Annotated in this window: 15 protein-coding genes and 1 tRNA gene; 6 read left to right on the forward strand and 10 right to left on the reverse strand. The window is 71.9% G+C overall.

Going from position 1 to position 14,163, the window contains the following annotated elements; translation table 11 throughout:
- The 4 genes from ACFV5N_RS05820 to ACFV5N_RS05835 form a co-directional block, all read right to left on the reverse strand.
- A partial coding sequence (locus ACFV5N_RS05820; protein ID WP_385594619.1) for an ATP-binding cassette domain-containing protein occupies positions 1 to 466 on the reverse strand: 466 nt, incomplete at its 3' end.
- Between the two features lie 59 nt (positions 467 to 525).
- Entirely contained in the window at positions 526 to 897 is a 372-nt protein-coding gene (locus ACFV5N_RS05825; protein ID WP_385594556.1) for a transcriptional regulator, read from the reverse strand.
- Positions 894 to 1,403 carry a hypothetical protein gene (locus ACFV5N_RS05830; protein WP_385594559.1) on the reverse strand — a complete coding sequence of 170 codons (510 nt, stop codon included), beginning with the start codon at positions 1,401 to 1,403 and terminating at the stop codon, positions 894 to 896. Before ACFV5N_RS05830 ends, ACFV5N_RS05825 begins: the two co-directional genes overlap by 4 nt.
- Positions 1,404 to 1,831: 428 nt before the next feature.
- Positions 1,832 to 1,913 (reverse strand) — tRNA-Leu (locus ACFV5N_RS05835).
- Positions 1,914 to 2,322: 409 nt separating this feature from the next.
- Between ACFV5N_RS05835 and ACFV5N_RS05840 the strand changes: the two genes are divergently transcribed.
- Positions 2,323 to 3,093 carry an ABC transporter ATP-binding protein gene (locus tag ACFV5N_RS05840; RefSeq protein WP_026047705.1) on the forward strand — a complete coding sequence of 257 codons (771 nt, stop codon included), beginning with the start codon at positions 2,323 to 2,325 and terminating at the stop codon, positions 3,091 to 3,093.
- A gap of 76 nt (positions 3,094 to 3,169) precedes the next feature.
- Positions 3,170 to 5,710: an ABC transporter permease gene (locus ACFV5N_RS05845; RefSeq protein WP_385594561.1), complete on the forward strand. Its 2,541-nt coding sequence runs from the start codon at positions 3,170 to 3,172 to the stop codon at positions 5,708 to 5,710.
- On the opposite strand, the gene ACFV5N_RS05850 is transcribed toward ACFV5N_RS05845, so the two are convergent.
- Entirely contained in the window at positions 5,697 to 7,010 is a 1,314-nt protein-coding gene (locus tag ACFV5N_RS05850) for a class I SAM-dependent methyltransferase (protein WP_385594564.1), read from the reverse strand. The two genes, ACFV5N_RS05845 and ACFV5N_RS05850, sit on opposite strands and share 14 nt — an antisense overlap.
- A 233-nt stretch (positions 7,011 to 7,243) precedes the next feature.
- On the opposite strand from ACFV5N_RS05850, the gene ACFV5N_RS05855 reads away from it, so the two are divergent.
- The 3 genes from ACFV5N_RS05855 to ACFV5N_RS05865 all read left to right on the forward strand — a co-directional run bounded on the left by ACFV5N_RS05855 (position 7,244) and on the right by ACFV5N_RS05865 (position 8,624).
- A complete protein-coding gene (locus ACFV5N_RS05855; RefSeq protein ID WP_385594567.1) occupies positions 7,244 to 7,756 on the forward strand; it encodes a hypothetical protein in 513 nt (170 codons plus the stop codon).
- 62 nt (positions 7,757 to 7,818) lie between these two features.
- On the forward strand, positions 7,819 to 8,226 hold the full coding sequence (locus ACFV5N_RS05860; protein WP_385594570.1) for a hypothetical protein: 408 nt from the start codon (positions 7,819 to 7,821) through the stop codon (positions 8,224 to 8,226).
- Positions 8,223 to 8,624, forward strand: a complete 402-nt coding sequence (locus ACFV5N_RS05865) for a hypothetical protein (RefSeq protein ID WP_385594572.1) — start codon at positions 8,223 to 8,225, stop codon at positions 8,622 to 8,624. The genes ACFV5N_RS05860 and ACFV5N_RS05865 overlap by 4 nt, the downstream gene beginning before the upstream one ends.
- Before the next feature lie 56 nt (positions 8,625 to 8,680).
- Here the strand turns inward: ACFV5N_RS05865 and ACFV5N_RS05870 are convergent, their stop codons facing one another.
- Positions 8,681 to 10,069, reverse strand: a complete 1,389-nt coding sequence (locus ACFV5N_RS05870) for an NAD(P)/FAD-dependent oxidoreductase (protein WP_385594575.1) — start codon at positions 10,067 to 10,069, stop codon at positions 8,681 to 8,683.
- Positions 10,070 to 10,378: 309 nt separating this feature from the next.
- On the opposite strand from ACFV5N_RS05870, the gene ACFV5N_RS05875 reads away from it, so the two are divergent.
- A complete protein-coding gene (locus ACFV5N_RS05875; RefSeq protein ID WP_385594578.1) occupies positions 10,379 to 10,519 on the forward strand; it encodes a hypothetical protein in 141 nt (46 codons plus the stop codon).
- A gap of 21 nt (positions 10,520 to 10,540) precedes the next feature.
- Here the strand turns inward: ACFV5N_RS05875 and ACFV5N_RS05880 are convergent, their stop codons facing one another.
- From ACFV5N_RS05880 to eno, 4 genes are all read right to left on the reverse strand, one after another.
- The gene (locus tag ACFV5N_RS05880; RefSeq protein ID WP_385594580.1) at positions 10,541 to 11,515 is read right to left on the reverse strand and encodes an exopolyphosphatase; all 975 of its coding nucleotides are present in this window, start codon (positions 11,513 to 11,515) and stop codon (positions 10,541 to 10,543) included.
- Positions 11,467 to 12,003, reverse strand: coding sequence for a DUF501 domain-containing protein (locus ACFV5N_RS05885; RefSeq protein WP_385594583.1), 537 nt, complete (start codon positions 12,001 to 12,003; stop codon positions 11,467 to 11,469). Before ACFV5N_RS05885 ends, ACFV5N_RS05880 begins: the two co-directional genes overlap by 49 nt.
- A 5-nt stretch (positions 12,004 to 12,008) precedes the next feature.
- Positions 12,009 to 12,518 (reverse strand): septum formation initiator family protein, encoded by a 510-nt coding sequence (locus ACFV5N_RS05890; protein ID WP_385594586.1) that lies wholly within the window; start codon positions 12,516 to 12,518, stop codon positions 12,009 to 12,011.
- A 91-nt stretch (positions 12,519 to 12,609) separates the two neighbouring features.
- Complete coding sequence (eno, locus tag ACFV5N_RS05895; protein ID WP_385594589.1) at positions 12,610 to 13,890, reverse strand: phosphopyruvate hydratase; 1,281 nt, start codon at positions 13,888 to 13,890, stop codon at positions 12,610 to 12,612.
- Between the last annotated feature and the right edge of the window lie 273 nt (positions 13,891 to 14,163).

Consider the following 14,163-nt stretch of genomic DNA (forward strand, 5'->3'; position numbering starts at 1 on the left):
GCCGGGCGTGCGGGTGTTTGCGGGGGTTGGGTAGGTGTGGTTTGTGGTTTTGGGGGCGCCGGCCTAGCGCGTGGGCAAGGAGGCGCCGCCGCCGCTGGCCGCCGGAGAGCCGTTCCACCAGCCGGTCGGCCTGGCCGGTGAGGCCGACGACGGCGAGCAGTTCGGCCGGGTCGCGCGGGTCGGGGTAGTACGTGGCGAAGTGGTGCAGCAGTTCGGCGACCCGCCAGCGGCGGTGGTCGCGCCAGGACTGGAGGACCAGGCCGATGCGGCCCCGCCAGGTGTCGTCGCCGTGCGCCGGGTCGGTACCCAGGACGGCGACCTCGCCGCCGGAGCGGCGGCGGAAGCCCTCCAGGATCTCCACGGTGGTGGTCTTGCCCGCGCCGTTGGGGCCGAGCAGGGCGAAGATCTCGCCGCGGTGGATGTCCAGGTCGACGCCGTGCAGGACGGTGGTGCCGCCGTACGCCATGGTCAGGTCGCGGGCCCGGACGACGGGAGGCGCGGCGCCGGGGCCGCTGGTCACACCGTTCACCGGACCGCCTCCGCTCCGGCCGCCGCCGCGGCCCCCGCCCCGGCCGCGTGCGTGTCGTCCGTCCCGGCCGCCGGTGCGGCGCCCTCGACGATGGCGCGCAGGGCCGCCACATGCCCGTCGAACGCGGTGCGGCCCCGCTCGCTGAGCCGGACCCGCGTGCGCCGCTTCCGGCCGGTGCCCTCCTTGCGGAGGTCCAGGTATCCGGCGCCCTCCAGGGTGTGCAGTTGCTTGGAGAGCGCGGAGTCGCTGAGCGAGAGGCTGTCGCGGACGAAGCCGAAGTCGGCCCACTCGGTGGAGGCGAGGAGCGCCACCACCGACAGCCGGGTGGCGGGGTGGATCAGTTCGTCGAAGCCGGTGGGGGTGCTCATCGTGCCGCCTCCTCGCGGTCCGCGCGGCGGGCGCCGCGGGTGCGCAGGGCGCCCACGGACCAGCGGGTGGCCGGTCCCAGGAACAGCAGGAACACGCCCGCCGAGACGGTGGCCTGGATCAGTCCGGCCGTCAGCGGTGCCAGCGGCTCGGCCAGCCGGCCGGAGAACACGACCGCCGCGCAGGTCACCGCCGCCCCGCCGAGGAGCGTGACCAGCGACCGCCGGTCGTAGCGGGAGTGGTGGAGCCGCATCCGGCTCCTGCGCTGCGCGGAGACGCCGAGCGCGCCGAGCAGCGCGACGTAGACGACGAGGGCGAGCAGGGTCGCCCACAGCGGCGGTTCCAGTCCCTGCCCGGCCAGGAAGAGCCACATGAGGGCGGCCGTGAGGTAGGCGGAGCCGGCGCCGCCGGACGCGCCCCGTTCCACTTCGTCGTACACGCGTTCCTGCGTCACTCTGATGCGCTGGAGATCGGTCCAGGCCTGTTCGGCGTCCACCGGTGTGCTCACGGCCGTCGCCCTCCCGTGGTGGTCGTGCTGGTACGGAACGGTGCGGGCAGCGGAGCGGGGGCCGCCCCACTTTCCCACCAGGAAAGCTACCGGTGACTTTCCCATCGGGCAAGTGAACATCGCGACGCGGCGACGCCGGGCGGCGGATGACCTGCCGCCCACGGCCGGACGGAGACGCCGGCGATCGGACATCAATGCGCAGAGGGAAGAGGGGGACGGGGCGTTCGCCGCCCGGGGTGACGCGCCCGCCGGGGCAGCGCCGTGCCGCGCGGCGGGAGGGTGTTTCCCCGTACGTTCTGCGGCCGCCCCGGCCCGTGTTCCCGCGGTGTTCCCACGGGCTCGGAAAGTGCCCCCACGGGGTTCCCAGGAGGCGCGAAAACCGGGCTGGAACCTGACGTTTCCGCAGGTCAGCCGCTTATGCTGTGGAGTGCCCGGAGCCGGACTCGAACCGGCACGGCCCGAAGGCCAGCGAGTTTTAAGCTCACCGTGTCTGCATTCCACCATCCGGGCACAGAATCCCCAAGCCGTACCAAGCGCGTGCGCGCAACAGGGTGCGTACGAGCTTATCGGGGTGACGACGGGCGAACACCGGTGCCTGTCACCGTTGTTGTCTGATTTTATGAGGCCCTGATGGGTCATCAGCTCCCGACCCGCTCCTTACCGGCCCCTCCGCACCCCGCCCGCCCCCGAGGAATGACGCAAATCAACCCTCGGGAGCACCAGGGGTGACGTCATACCCAGGGATGACGGCCGGGGCCCGGCCGTCCCCCTCAAGAAGGCCCCACAACCACCGGCGGGACGGATCCCCCGGGGGCGCGCGGCCGGAAGGATAGGGCGTGGGATGTCGTGCACGCGCTGTCGGTGCCGTCCGGCCTCCCGATCAGACCGTCCCGTCCGACAGGAGTCCACCGTGTCCACCATCGCCACCGAGACCCCGACCACCCCGACCGGCTCCGCCGCGGCCCGGGCCACGGATCTCACCAAGATCTACGGCGAGGGCGAGACCAAGGTGGTCGCCCTCGACCACGTCTCGGTGGAATTCCGGGCCGCCGAGTTCACCGCCATCATGGGGCCCTCCGGATCCGGCAAGTCCACCCTGATGCACTGCATGGCGGGCCTGGACTCCATCTCCGCCGGGTCGGCCCGCATCGGCGACACCGAGCTGACCGGCCTCAAGGACAAGAAGCTCACCCAGCTGCGGCGCGACCGGATCGGCTTCATCTTCCAGGCGTTCAACCTGCTGCCGACCCTGAACGCCCTGGAGAACATCCGGCTCCCCATGGACATCGCCGGCCGCAAGCCCGACCCGGAGTGGCTGGACCGCGTCATCGAGACCGTCGGACTCTCCGGCCGGCTCAAGCACCGCCCCGCGCAGCTCTCCGGCGGTCAGCAGCAGCGCGTCGCCGTGGCCCGCGCGCTCGCGAGCAAGCCGGACATCATCTTCGGTGACGAGCCCACCGGAAACCTCGACTCGCGCTCCGGCGCCGAGGTGCTGGGCTTCCTGCGGAACTCGGTGCGCGAACTGGGCCAGACGGTGGTGATGGTGACCCACGACCCGGTGGCCGCCTCGTACGCGGACCGCGTCGTCTTCCTCGCCGACGGCCGCATCGTCGACGACATGGCCGACCCCACCGCCGAGCGGGTGCTGGAGCACATGAAGCAGTACGACGCCAAGGGCCGTACCAGCTGACGGCCGCCGTACCGCCGTACGACCGCCGCGCCGCCTCCCTTCCGCAGACCTCACCCACACCTTCCGGGACCGCTCCATGCTCCGTACCGCCCTGCGCAATGTGCTCGCGCACAAGGCCAGGCTGCTGATGACGACCCTCGCCGTACTGCTCGGCGTGGCCTTCGTCTCCGGCACCCTCGTCTTCACCTCGACCATCTCCTCCGCCTACCAGAAGAGCGCCGAAGAGGGCCTCACCCACGTCGACGTGGCCATCCGGCCCGACAACGACGCCGAGGCCGCCGGGCCCGGCGCCGCCGCCGACCTCGGCCAGGACCTGCTGGACCAGGTCGCCGCGCTGCCCGGCACCGACAGCGCGATAGGCGAGGCGTCCGGCTTCGCCGCGCTGGCCGGCAAGGACGGCAAGCTCGTCGGCGGCGGCTTCGACTCCCGCGGCGCCAACTACTTCCCCGGCCAGGACGGCAGCGGCGACGACCCCCGCTACCCGATGTCCGAGGGCCGCGCCCCCGAGCGCACCGGCGAGATCGCCCTGGACGCGCGCACCGCCGAGCGCACCGGCTACGCCGTCGGCGACACCGTACGGCTCTCCGTCAACGGCCCGGTCCGTGAGGAGACCGTCACCGGCGTCTTCACCACCGACGACGGCAACGTGGCGGCCGGCGGCACCCTCGTCCTGTTCGACAACGCCACCGCGCAGAGCCTGTACACCGCGCCCGGCGCCTACAACCAGATCACCGTCGAAGCCGCCGAGGGCACCTCCCAGCAGCAGCTCAAGGACGCGATCACCGCACTGCTGCCCACCGACGCCGAGGCCATCACCGGCCAGCAGCTGGCCGACGACCAGGCCGAGATGATCAACAGCCAGATGAGCGCCATGCGCACCGGGCTGCTCGCCTTCGCCGGCATCGCGCTGTTCGTCGGCGTCTTCATCATCGCCAACACCTTCACCATGCTGGTCGCCCAGCGCACCAAGGAACTCGCCCTGCTGCGCGCGGTCGGCGCCAGCCGCCGCCAGGTCACCCGCTCCGTGCTGATCGAGGCCCTGCTGGTCGGCCTGATCGCCGCCGTCTCCGGCCTGCTCATCGGCGTCGGCATCGCCGCCGGGCTGCGCGGACTGATGAACGCCGTCGACCTGACCGTCCCGGACGGCCCGCTCCTGATCACCCCCACCGCCGTCATCGCCTCCCTGATCGTCGGCGTCGGGGTGACCATGCTGGCCGCCTACCTGCCCGCCCGCCGCGCCGCCAAGATCCCGCCGGTCGCCGCGATGAGCAGCGTGCACGCCGCCGCTACCACCCGCGGCCTGCTGGTGCGCAACACCATCGGCTCGATCCTCGCCGCCATCGGCGGTGTCCTGGTCGTGGCCGGCATCAACCAGGACGACGACGGCGCCACCATGGGCATGGGCGCGGCCGTGCTGGTCGTCGGCGTGTTCGTGCTGACCCCGCTGCTGTCCCGCCCGGTCATCGCCGCCGCCGCCCCGCTGCTGCGGCTCGGCGGCATCTCCGGCAAGCTGGCCCGGCTGAACGCGGTGCGCAACCCGCGCCGTACCGCCGCCACCGCCTCCGCCCTGATGATCGGGCTCACCCTGATCACCGGCATGACGGTCATCGCGGGCAGCGTGCAGAAGGCCATCGACAAGATGGCCGCCGACGCGATCACCGCCGACTACGTGGTCTCCACCGCCAACTTCGCCCCGCTGGACCCGGAGATCGCCGAAACCCTCTCCGCGCGCTCCGACATCACCGCGCTCTCCGCACTGCGCACCTCCCCCGCCTACCTGGAAGGCACCACCCGGGACGAGTACCTGCTCGGCGTCGACGGCGACTCCATCACCGACCTGCTCAACCTGCCCTTCGACGAGGGCTCCTTCGCCGGCCTCGCCGACGGCAACGCGGTCGTGGACACCGCCACCGCCGAGGAGAACGGCTGGGCGCTCGGCGACACCATCGGCCTGACCTACGCGGACGGCGCCACCGGCGAGCTGACGATCTCGGGCATCTACCAGGCCAACGAGATGATCAGCGGCATCCTCCTCGACAACGAGACCCTCGCCCCGCACATGCAGCGCGTGCAGGACCTCCAGGTGATGCTGAGCACCACCGGCGGCGTGTCGGACGCGGAGAAGTCGGCCCTGGAGGAAGCCCTGGGCAACAACCCGGCCATCCTCGTCCAGGACCAGCAGGACATCTCCGAGGACATCGCGTTCATCTTCACCATGATGCTGAACATCCTGTACGGGCTGCTCGCCATGGCCGTCGTCGTCGCCATCCTGGGCGTCATCAACACCCTGGCCATGTCCGTCTTCGAACGGCAGCAGGAGATCGGCATGCTGCGCGCCATCGGCCTCGACCGGCGCTCCATCAAGCGGATGGTCCGCCTGGAGTCGGTGGTGATCGCCCTGTTCGGCGGGGTGCTCGGGATCGGCCTCGGGGTGTTCTTCGGCTGGGCGGTCGGCGAGATGATCCGCACCGGCATGGACACCTACGAACTGGTCCTGCCCTGGGACCGGCTGGCCCTCTTCCTCGCCCTCGCCGCGCTGGTCGGCGTCCTGGCCGCCCTGTGGCCGGCCAGGCGCGCCGCCAAGCTCAACATGCTGATGGCGATCAAATCGGAGTGATCCAGTCGCGGGTGCGCAGCGGCAGTCCGGAGGAACCCTGGGGGGTCATCCGGACGGCGAGAATCTGATTCACGCCGATGCGCGCCCGTTCGAACGCCAGCGCCGAGGCGGCCATGTAGAGGCGCCACACCCGGGCCCGTCCCGGGGTGGTCAGCCCGGCCGCCTCGGTCCGGTGTTCCTCCAGGTTCCGCACCCACTCGCGCAGCGTCAGGGCGTAGTGCTCGCGCAGCGCCTCCACGTCCCGTACCTCGAACCCGGCCTCCTCCAGCAGCGACACGGTGCGGCCCACCGGGGCCAGCTCGCCGTCCGGGAAGACGTAGGCGTCGATGAAGGCGTCCACGTGGTACGCCTTCTCGCCCCGTTCCCCGCCGGGTGCCGGGCGGCGCGCGATCTGATGGTTCAGCAGCCGCCCGCCGGGGCGCAGCAGGCCGTACAGCCGGGCCGCGTACTCGCGGTAGCGGTCCGCGCCCACGTGCTCGGCCATCCCCACCGAGGAGATCGCGTCGTACGGCCCGTCCCCGGTCTCCCGGTAGTCCTGGACCCGGATCTCCACCCGCTCCTCCAGGCCCTCCTCGGCGATCCGCCGGCGGGCCAGCGCCGCCTGCTCCCCGGACAGCGTGATGCCGGTGGCGCGCACCCCGTAGTGCCGGGCGGCGTGCAGGACGAGCGAGCCCCAGCCGCATCCCACGTCCAGCAGCCGCTGGCCCTCGCGCAGATCCAGCTTGCGGCAGATCAGATCCAGCTTGGCGGTCTGCGCCTCCTCCAGGGACGCCGTCTTGTCGTCCCACACGGCACACGAATAGACCATGGAGGGGCCGAGCACCAGCCGGTAGAAGTCGTTGCCTACGTCGTAGTGGTGGGAGATGGCGCGCCGGTCGCGGCGCAGCGAGTGCAGCGGGCCGCCGCGCCGCTGCCGCACCTCCTCGCGGGGCGGGGGCGGCGGCAGCCCGGGCCCGGCCAGCGCGGCGAACTCCCGTACGGCGGCCAGCCGGCGCCGCCCGGACGGGGCGGCGAGCCCTTCGTCGGCCCGCTCCCAGATGAGCGGGGCGAGCGCGCCGAGCACCTCGTACAGATCGCCCTCGACATCGATCTCCCCGGCCACCCAGGCGCGGGCCAGGCCGATCTCGCCCGGCTTGTACAGCAGCCGCCGCAGCGCCCGCCGGCTGCGCACCACCACGACGGGCCCGCCCTCACCGCCCGGCGGGCCGGCCTCGCTGCCGTCCCAGGCCCGGATCCGTACCGGAACGGCGGCACCGAGCATCTGCTCGGCGAGAGCGACGAGTCGAGGGGCAACGGCCATGCGGACACACCTCCGTCACATGAGGGGGACAATCCCGCTCACCATGGCATGGAACCCCCCGGATGCCCCGGGGATTCCGCCAGGGGTGGGGGCGGCGCGCCGGAAGGATCCCGGGTACGGTCGGTGGCCTGGTCGACCGGGCCCAGCAGGCGGCGGGCGGCGTCTGGAGAAGCGCCCGGTGTGCTGAACGCAGCGCGCCGGGTAAGGACCGCGCGATCTCGGGGACAACAGATATGAGGACCAATGACCCGATGCGGCGGATCCTGACGGATATCGACCTCGGGACGCTCGACGGCGGTGACATCTCCGCGGCGCATCAGCAGGTGGTCGAGGAGGGCTGGACGAAGACCGACGAGGGCGCGCTTCTGTTGTGCGGGCTCCTGGAGCAGTATTCGGGGAACCTCCACGCCTTCCACGATGTCGTCGCGCTGGAGGCCGCCGTGAACGGCCGGGGCGTGGTCGACTGGGATCTGCCCATGGACGACGCGCGTCGGCGGCAGCCCTTGGTGCGCCGGGCGTTCGCCTTCGCGTACGCGGCCCTCGCCCGGGCGAGGGAGCAGGGCTTCGCGGTCCTCGCCTATGTGTCGGTCTCCCGGGCCGACACCGATGAGGCGCCTCTCACCGCGCATGTCACCTTGTGTGGTGTCCACCCGGAACTCCCTCCCTACCTCGCCGATCCGGCCTCGGTCACGGAGGCGGTCGCCGAAATCGGCCACGCGGACCTGCCTCCCCGGGGTACAAGGTGAAAGGACCGTCCGGGGGGCGGCGGCGAGGGCCGGCGGATGCCCCGGTGAGGGGAGGGGTGCTGATGGAGCCGACGGGGGCGCAGACCGTGTTCGTGGCCGGGGACGACTTTCCCCGGCGGGTGCGGGTCTTCATCGGCCGGCAGCTCGACCGGTGGCCGGGGCTGCTGCTCGACGAGGAGCGGTTCGACCGGGAGATGCTCCGCGGCTGGGAGCTTCCCGAGACGCCGGAGGATCCGTATCCGGAGTGCGTGACGTTCTGCCGTGACGACGCGATGAACGCGTTCTGGGAGGAGAACGGGTACGGCCTCGACGCGTCGGGAGAGGGCCCGTTCGCGCTCTTCTTCCGCCGGCACGCCGCCCCTCCCGGGGCGGGCGTGGGCGGGCACTGGGCGGTCACCCTGCTCACCCCGGACGAACCGGCGGTCGATCCGTTCTCCCGGAGCATCGTCGAGGACTGGTTCCGGCCGTGACCGTCGTCACCGCGGTGGCGGTCGTCGAGGATCGCGAGGGGACGCCGTGCGGTGTGCGGGTGGTGTTCCGGGAGGGCGGTGCCGTGGTCCTCACCGTCTGGACCGACTGGTCGCTGGTCATCACGGACGCGCCCGCGCAGGGCCTGCCGGACTACTTCTGGCCGCCCGAGGAGTACGCCCTGCGGCCCCTGGAACTGCCGATCCCGGCGAACGGGGCGCCGGTGGCCCTGGTGCGCAGGGAGCGGCAGCCCGGCGGGCTGTACGAGATGGAACTGCGGGGCGCCGGTTTCAGCGTCGTCGTCGGGGCCCGGGGCGGGGAGCTGACGGTGTCACGAAGGCACGACCCGAGCAACCATCAGGTCAACGGGGACGTGCGGGAGTGGGTCACCGACTGGTGAGCGCGGAACGGAGCAGGGCCCCACCGTGCGGTGGGGCCCTGCTCCGTGCTGTGGTGTCAGCTCGCCGTCGCCTTCGGCTTTTCGGCCTTCTTCGCTTCCGCCGCCGCCGTCACCGGGGCCGCGGCCTCGTAGAACTCCTCGCGGGGGTTCTCCACCGCGCCGAGGGAGACCACCTCGCGCTTGAGGAACATGCCCAGCGTCCAGTCGGCGAAGACGCGGATCTTGCGGTTCCAGGTGGGGACCGCCATGCCGTGGTAGCCGCGGTGCAGGTACCAGCCGATGCGGCCCTTGAAGCGCAGCGTGAACTTGCCGAACTTGAGCGCCGCGACGCCCTTGTGCAGGCCGAGGCCGGCCACCGCGCCCTTGGAGGCGTGCTTGTACTCGCCCTGCGGGAAGCCGCGCATGCCGGAGATCACGTTGTCGCCGAGCACCTTGGCCTGGCGCAGCGCGTGCTGGGCGTTCGGCGGGCACCAGGCGTTCTCGACGCCCTGGGCGCGCAGGACCAGGTCGGGGACCTGGGCGTTGTCGCCGGCGGCCCAGATGTAGTCGGTGCCGCGCACCTGGAGGGTGGCGTCGACGTCCACGTGGCCGCGCGGGCCGAGGGCGATGCCGTAGCGGGCGAGCGCCGGGTTGGGCTTGACGCCGGCGGTCCACACGATGGTGTTGGAGTCGGCGACCACACCGTTGGACAGTTCGACGTGGCCGTCCACGCAGGAGTTGACGGAGGTCTTGAGGTGGACCTCGACGCCGCGCTTCTTGAGGTGCTCCAGGCCCCACTCGCCGAGCTTGGGCCCGACCTCGGGGAGGATCTTGTCGGCCACGTCCACCAGGACGAAGCGCATGTCCTCGCGCTTGATGGAGGCGTAGTACTTGGTGGCGTCGCGCGCCATGTCCTCGACCTCGCCGATGGTCTCCGCGCCGGCGAAGCCGCCGCCCACGAAGACGAAGGTCAGCGCCTTGCGGCGGACCTCCTCGTCGGTGGTGGAGTCGGCCTTGTCGAGCTGCTCCAGCACGTGGTTGCGCAGCCCGATGGCCTCTTCCACGCCCTTCATGCCGATGCCCTGCTCGGCCAGGCCGGGGATCGGGAAGGTGCGGGAGACCGCGCCGAGCGCGACCACCAGGTAGTCGAAGGGAAGTTCGTAGGGGGTGCCGACGATCGGTGCCACCGAGGCGACCTTGCGGTCCTGGTCGATGGAGGTGACCCGGCCGGTCAGCACCTCGGCCTTGGGCAGAACGCGACGGAGCGGCACCACCACGTGCCGCGGGGAGATACTGCCGGCGGCAGCCTCGGGAAGGAAGGGCTGGTACGTCATGTACGAGCGCGGGTCGACGACGGTGACAGTCGCCTCGCCGTAACGCATCTTCTTCAGGATGCGGCGGGCGGCGTACAGACCGACGTACCCGCCACCCACGACGAGGATTCGGGGACGCTCCGTGGTGCTCATGCCATCGAGTATCCACCCACCCCGAGGGGGGACCTCGTGAGGCCCTTCACAAGGTTCTGCGACCCGTCTGATACACTACGCGCCCCTTTCGGCCCCTTACCCCCACGACCTGCGGGGTTGTCCCCCAGCCCCCGGAGCGCCGGGTGGTGCGCCGGGGGCCGGGGGATCCGGTGGATCATGATTCGGCCGTCCTTGGCCGTTCACCGCGGCGCGCCCATGTGAAAAACTTCACGAAGTTCTTCGCCGCCCCGGCATTCCCGTACTGCCCCTACGGTGAAATCCCGCCGATCACCGGAAGGACCGTACGCCGTGCCCCAGCTCTCCTCCCGGCGGCCCGCCGAGCCGCGCAAGGTTGCCGGACCCGTTGAGCGCCTGCTGGTGGGCGTCGGCTGCCTGATGGTGATCGGGGCGCCGCTCATCGCGCTGGCCTCCTGCGCCGTCGGGCGCTGAGGACGGCCCTCGCGACGCCCGTCAGGACGCCCGTTCCACCACGCTCCACAGCAGGCCGTCGAGGATGTCGTGCTCCGAGACGACCACCTCGGCGGCGCCGCTGCGCTCCATGATCCGGGCCAGGATCAGCGCGCCCGCGCCGATCACGTCGGTACGGCCGGGGTGCATCACCGGGATCGCCGCGCGTTCGGCGTGCGAGGCGGCCAGCAGCCGGTCGGAGACGGCCCGTACGGTGGCCACCGGGATCCGGGAGTGGTGGATCGCCGCCGGGTCGTACGCGGGCAGTTCCAAGGCGATCCCGGCCACCGTGGTGACCGAGCCGGCCAGCCCCACCAGCGTGTCGGCCCCGGCGAGCGGCACGGACCGGCCGGCCTCGTCCAGCGCCGCGTCGATGTCCGCCGTCATGGCCGCGATCTGCCCGGCCGTCGGCGGGTCGGCGAGGGCGTGCCGCTCGGTCAGCCGGACGCAGCCGATGTTCACACTGCGGGCCGCGCTTACCTCGCGGTTCCCGCGTACGAATTCGGTGGAGCCGCCGCCGATGTCCACCACCAGGGCGGTGCCCGCCCCGGTCAGCTCGCGGGTGGCGCCGGTGAAGGACAGCGCCGCCTCCTCCGAGCCGGTGATCACCTCGGGCTCGGTGCCCAGGATCGCCCGGATCCCGGCGACGAAGTCGGCCCGGTTCTCGGCGTCCCGGGTCGCCGAGGTGGCCGCGAACCGGATCCGGTCCGGGGTCACCCCGTGCGCCTCGATCGCCCCCGCGTAGCGGCGGCAGGCCTCCAGGGTGCGGTCCAGGGCCTCGGGCGCCAGCCGGCCGGTGCGGTCCACGCCCTGGCCGAGCCGGACGATCTCCATCCGGCGGTCCAGGTCCTTCAGCGCGCCGGTGGCCGGATCGGCGTCCGCGATCAGCAGCCGGATGGAGTTGGTACCGCAGTCGATCGCCGCCGCTCTCACCGGTCCGTCTCCTCCGCCGTCACGCACGGTCCCTTCCGCCACCATTCGGGAAGCATTTCGAGTGCCTCGTCGCCCAGCGGGTTGACCCCGGGGCCCGCCGCCAGCGAGTGCGCCACCAGGACGTGCAGGCACTTCACCCGGTCCGGCATGCCGCCGGCGCTGGGGAAGCCCGCGAGCACCTCGATGGCGTCCCGGCGCGCGAGGTAGTCCTCGTGCGCGGCGCGGTACGCGGCGGCCAGGTCGGGGTCGGTGGCCAGCCGGGCGGTCATCTCCTTCATCACCCCGTTGGCCTCCAGGGTGCCGATCGCGGAGGCCGCGCGCGGGCAGGTCAGGTAGTACGTGGTCGGGAACGGGCTGCCGTCCTCCAGCCGGGGCGCGGTCTCCACCACGTCGGGGTTGCCGCACGGGCAGCGGTGCGCGACCCCGCGCAGGCCGCGCGGGACGCGGCCCAGCTGGGCCGCCACCGCCGCGGTGTCCGCGTCCGTGGCTCCGTCCGGGGCCGTGGCCATGTCGCTCTGGTTCTCGTTGTTCATCGCTCTCATCGCGTCAGGGGTGCCGCTCGGTCGGCCTTGTCGATGCCGTCCCACAGATTGTCGTACCAAGGGCGGTTGGCGGGGGCACCGCGGGTGTGCAGCGGATCGTCCTCGGCGCCCTCCGTGCCGCCCGGCGGGTCCGGCAGGATGTAGCCGGTCTCCCCGGGGCGTACGTAGTGGAGGTGACGGCGCGCCTGCTGCTCCACGTACGCCGGGTCCTGCCAGCGGGCCTTCTCGTCCCGCAGTTCCTCCACCCGCTCCCCGGCCTCCTCGGCCTTGCGCCGTTCGTCGCCGATCTCCGAGCGCTGTGAGACGTACTCGCGCAGCGGGTAGGCCAGGGCCACGATCAGCGTGCCGATGACCATCGCGAGGAGCGCGGCCCGGCCGGTGAGCCGGCTGCGGCGCACGGGGCGGCGCAGCCGCCGGTTCTGCGCCCGGTAGACCCGGGCGGCGGCCTGCTCGCCCAGCGCCCTGATCCGCGTCGCGGTGGAGAACCGGTCCCGGTCCGCCGCCACATCAGCCTCCCCGTCTCGCCGTTGGTGCACACAGCTGTCCCCGCCACCGTACGGGACGGGTGGCGGGGACGGCGGCAGCGGCGGACGGTGGTCAGCCCTGGAAGCGCGGGAAGGCGCTGCGGCCCGCGTAGACGGCCGCGTCGTCCAGGATCTCCTCGATCCGCATGAGCTGGTTGTACTTGGCGACGCGCTCGGAGCGGGCGGGGGCGCCGGTCTTGATCTGGCCGCAGTTGGTGGCGACGGCCAGGTCGGCGATGGTGACGTCCTCGGTCTCGCCGGAGCGGTGCGACATCATGCAGCGGTAGCCGTTGCGCTGGGCCAGCTCGACGGCGTCCAGGGTCTCGGTGAGGGAGCCGATCTGGTTGACCTTCACCAGCAGCGCGTTGGCGGTGCCGGAGTCGATGCCGCGCTGGAGCCGCTCGGGGTTGGTGACGAACAGGTCGTCGCCGACGATCTGCACCTTGTCGCCGAGCTGGGTGGTGAGGGTGTGCCAGCCCTCCCAGTCCTCCTCGTTCAGCGGGTCCTCGATGGAGACCAGCGGGTACGCCTCGACCAGCTCGGCGTAGTACGCGGTCATCTCCTCGGCGGTGCGGGTCTTGCCCTCGAAGGTGTAGACGCCGTCGCTGTAGAACTCGGTGGCGGCCACGTCCAGGGCGAGCGCGATGTCCTGGCCGGGGGTGTAGCCGGCCTTCTGGATGGCCTCGATGATGAGGTCGAGGGCCTCGCGGTTGGACTCCAGGTTCGGCGCGAAGCCGCCCTCGTCGCCGAGGCCGGTGGACAGGCCGCGCTCCTTGAGGACGGACTTGAGGGTGTGGTACGTCTCGGCGCCCCAGCGCACGGCCTCCGAGAAGGACTCGGCGCCGATGGGGGCGATCATGAACTCCTGGATGTCGACATTGGAGTCCGCGTGGGAGCCGCCGTTGAGGATGTTCATCATCGGCACCGGCAGCAGGTGCGCGTTGGGGCCGCCCAGGTAGCGGAAGAGCGGCAGGTCGCGGGACTCGGACGCGGCGTGGGCCACGGCCAGCGACACACCGAGGATGGCGTTGGCGCCGAGCGAGGACTTGTCGGCGGTGGCGTCGAGGTCGAACATCGCCTGGTCGATGAGGCGCTGCTCGGTGGCGTCGTAGCCGACCAGCTCGGGGCCGATCTGCTCGATGACGGCCAGCACGGCCTTCTCCACGCCCTTGCCCTGGTAGCGGCCGGCGTCTCCGTCGCGCAGCTCCAGCGCCTCGAAGGCTCCGGTGGAGGCGCCCGAGGGCACGGCGGCGCGGCCGGTACTGCTGTCGTCGAGGCCAACCTCGACCTCGACCGTGGGATTGCCCCGCGAGTCGAGGATCTCGCGGGCTACGACGACGTCGATGGACGGCACAAGGGGCTCCTTCGTCTGGATGGACGTCTTATGGCGTCTTGAAACCCTCTGAGCCTAACCGGCCCGGGTCCCGCCGCCGCTCACAAGCTCACCACAAACCCCGTCATCGTCGGTGTCAGTGCAGGTCAGAGGCGGTTTGTGGGCCAGGCATCTTTTTGTTTACGGGCGGAAGAAAACCCGGCGCGGGGCGGGTGAAAGGCCGTTACCGCCGCCCTTAACCCCCCCCCCCCCGGCGGGTGGTTCGGTTAGCCCGACAGACGGTCCACAAAAAAG

The sequence above is a fragment of the Streptomyces sp. NPDC059853 genome, assembly GCF_042731495.1.
In the GTDB taxonomy this organism is placed as follows: Bacteria; Actinomycetota; Actinomycetes; order Streptomycetales; family Streptomycetaceae; genus Streptomyces.

What these genes read in the sequence shown, in the direction of transcription:
- ACFV5N_RS05825 (WP_385594556.1), bottom strand. Translation starts at nt 897, where the DNA reads ATGAGCACCCCCACCGGCTTCGACGAACTGATCCACCCCGCCACCCGG.
- ACFV5N_RS05845 (WP_385594561.1), top strand. Translation starts at nt 3,170, where the DNA reads ATGCTCCGTACCGCCCTGCGCAATGTGCTCGCGCACAAGGCCAGGCTG.
- ACFV5N_RS05850 (WP_385594564.1), bottom strand. Translation starts at nt 7,010, where the DNA reads ATGGCCGTTGCCCCTCGACTCGTCGCTCTCGCCGAGCAGATGCTCGGT.
- ACFV5N_RS05855 (WP_385594567.1), top strand. Translation starts at nt 7,244, where the DNA reads ATGAGGACCAATGACCCGATGCGGCGGATCCTGACGGATATCGACCTC.
- ACFV5N_RS05860 (WP_385594570.1), top strand. Translation starts at nt 7,819, where the DNA reads ATGGAGCCGACGGGGGCGCAGACCGTGTTCGTGGCCGGGGACGACTTT.
- ACFV5N_RS05870 (WP_385594575.1), bottom strand. Translation starts at nt 10,069, where the DNA reads ATGAGCACCACGGAGCGTCCCCGAATCCTCGTCGTGGGTGGCGGGTAC.
- ACFV5N_RS05880 (WP_385594580.1), bottom strand. Translation starts at nt 11,515, where the DNA reads ATGGTGGCGGAAGGGACCGTGCGTGACGGCGGAGGAGACGGACCGGTG.
- ACFV5N_RS05885 (WP_385594583.1), bottom strand. Translation starts at nt 12,003, where the DNA reads ATGAACAACGAGAACCAGAGCGACATGGCCACGGCCCCGGACGGAGCC.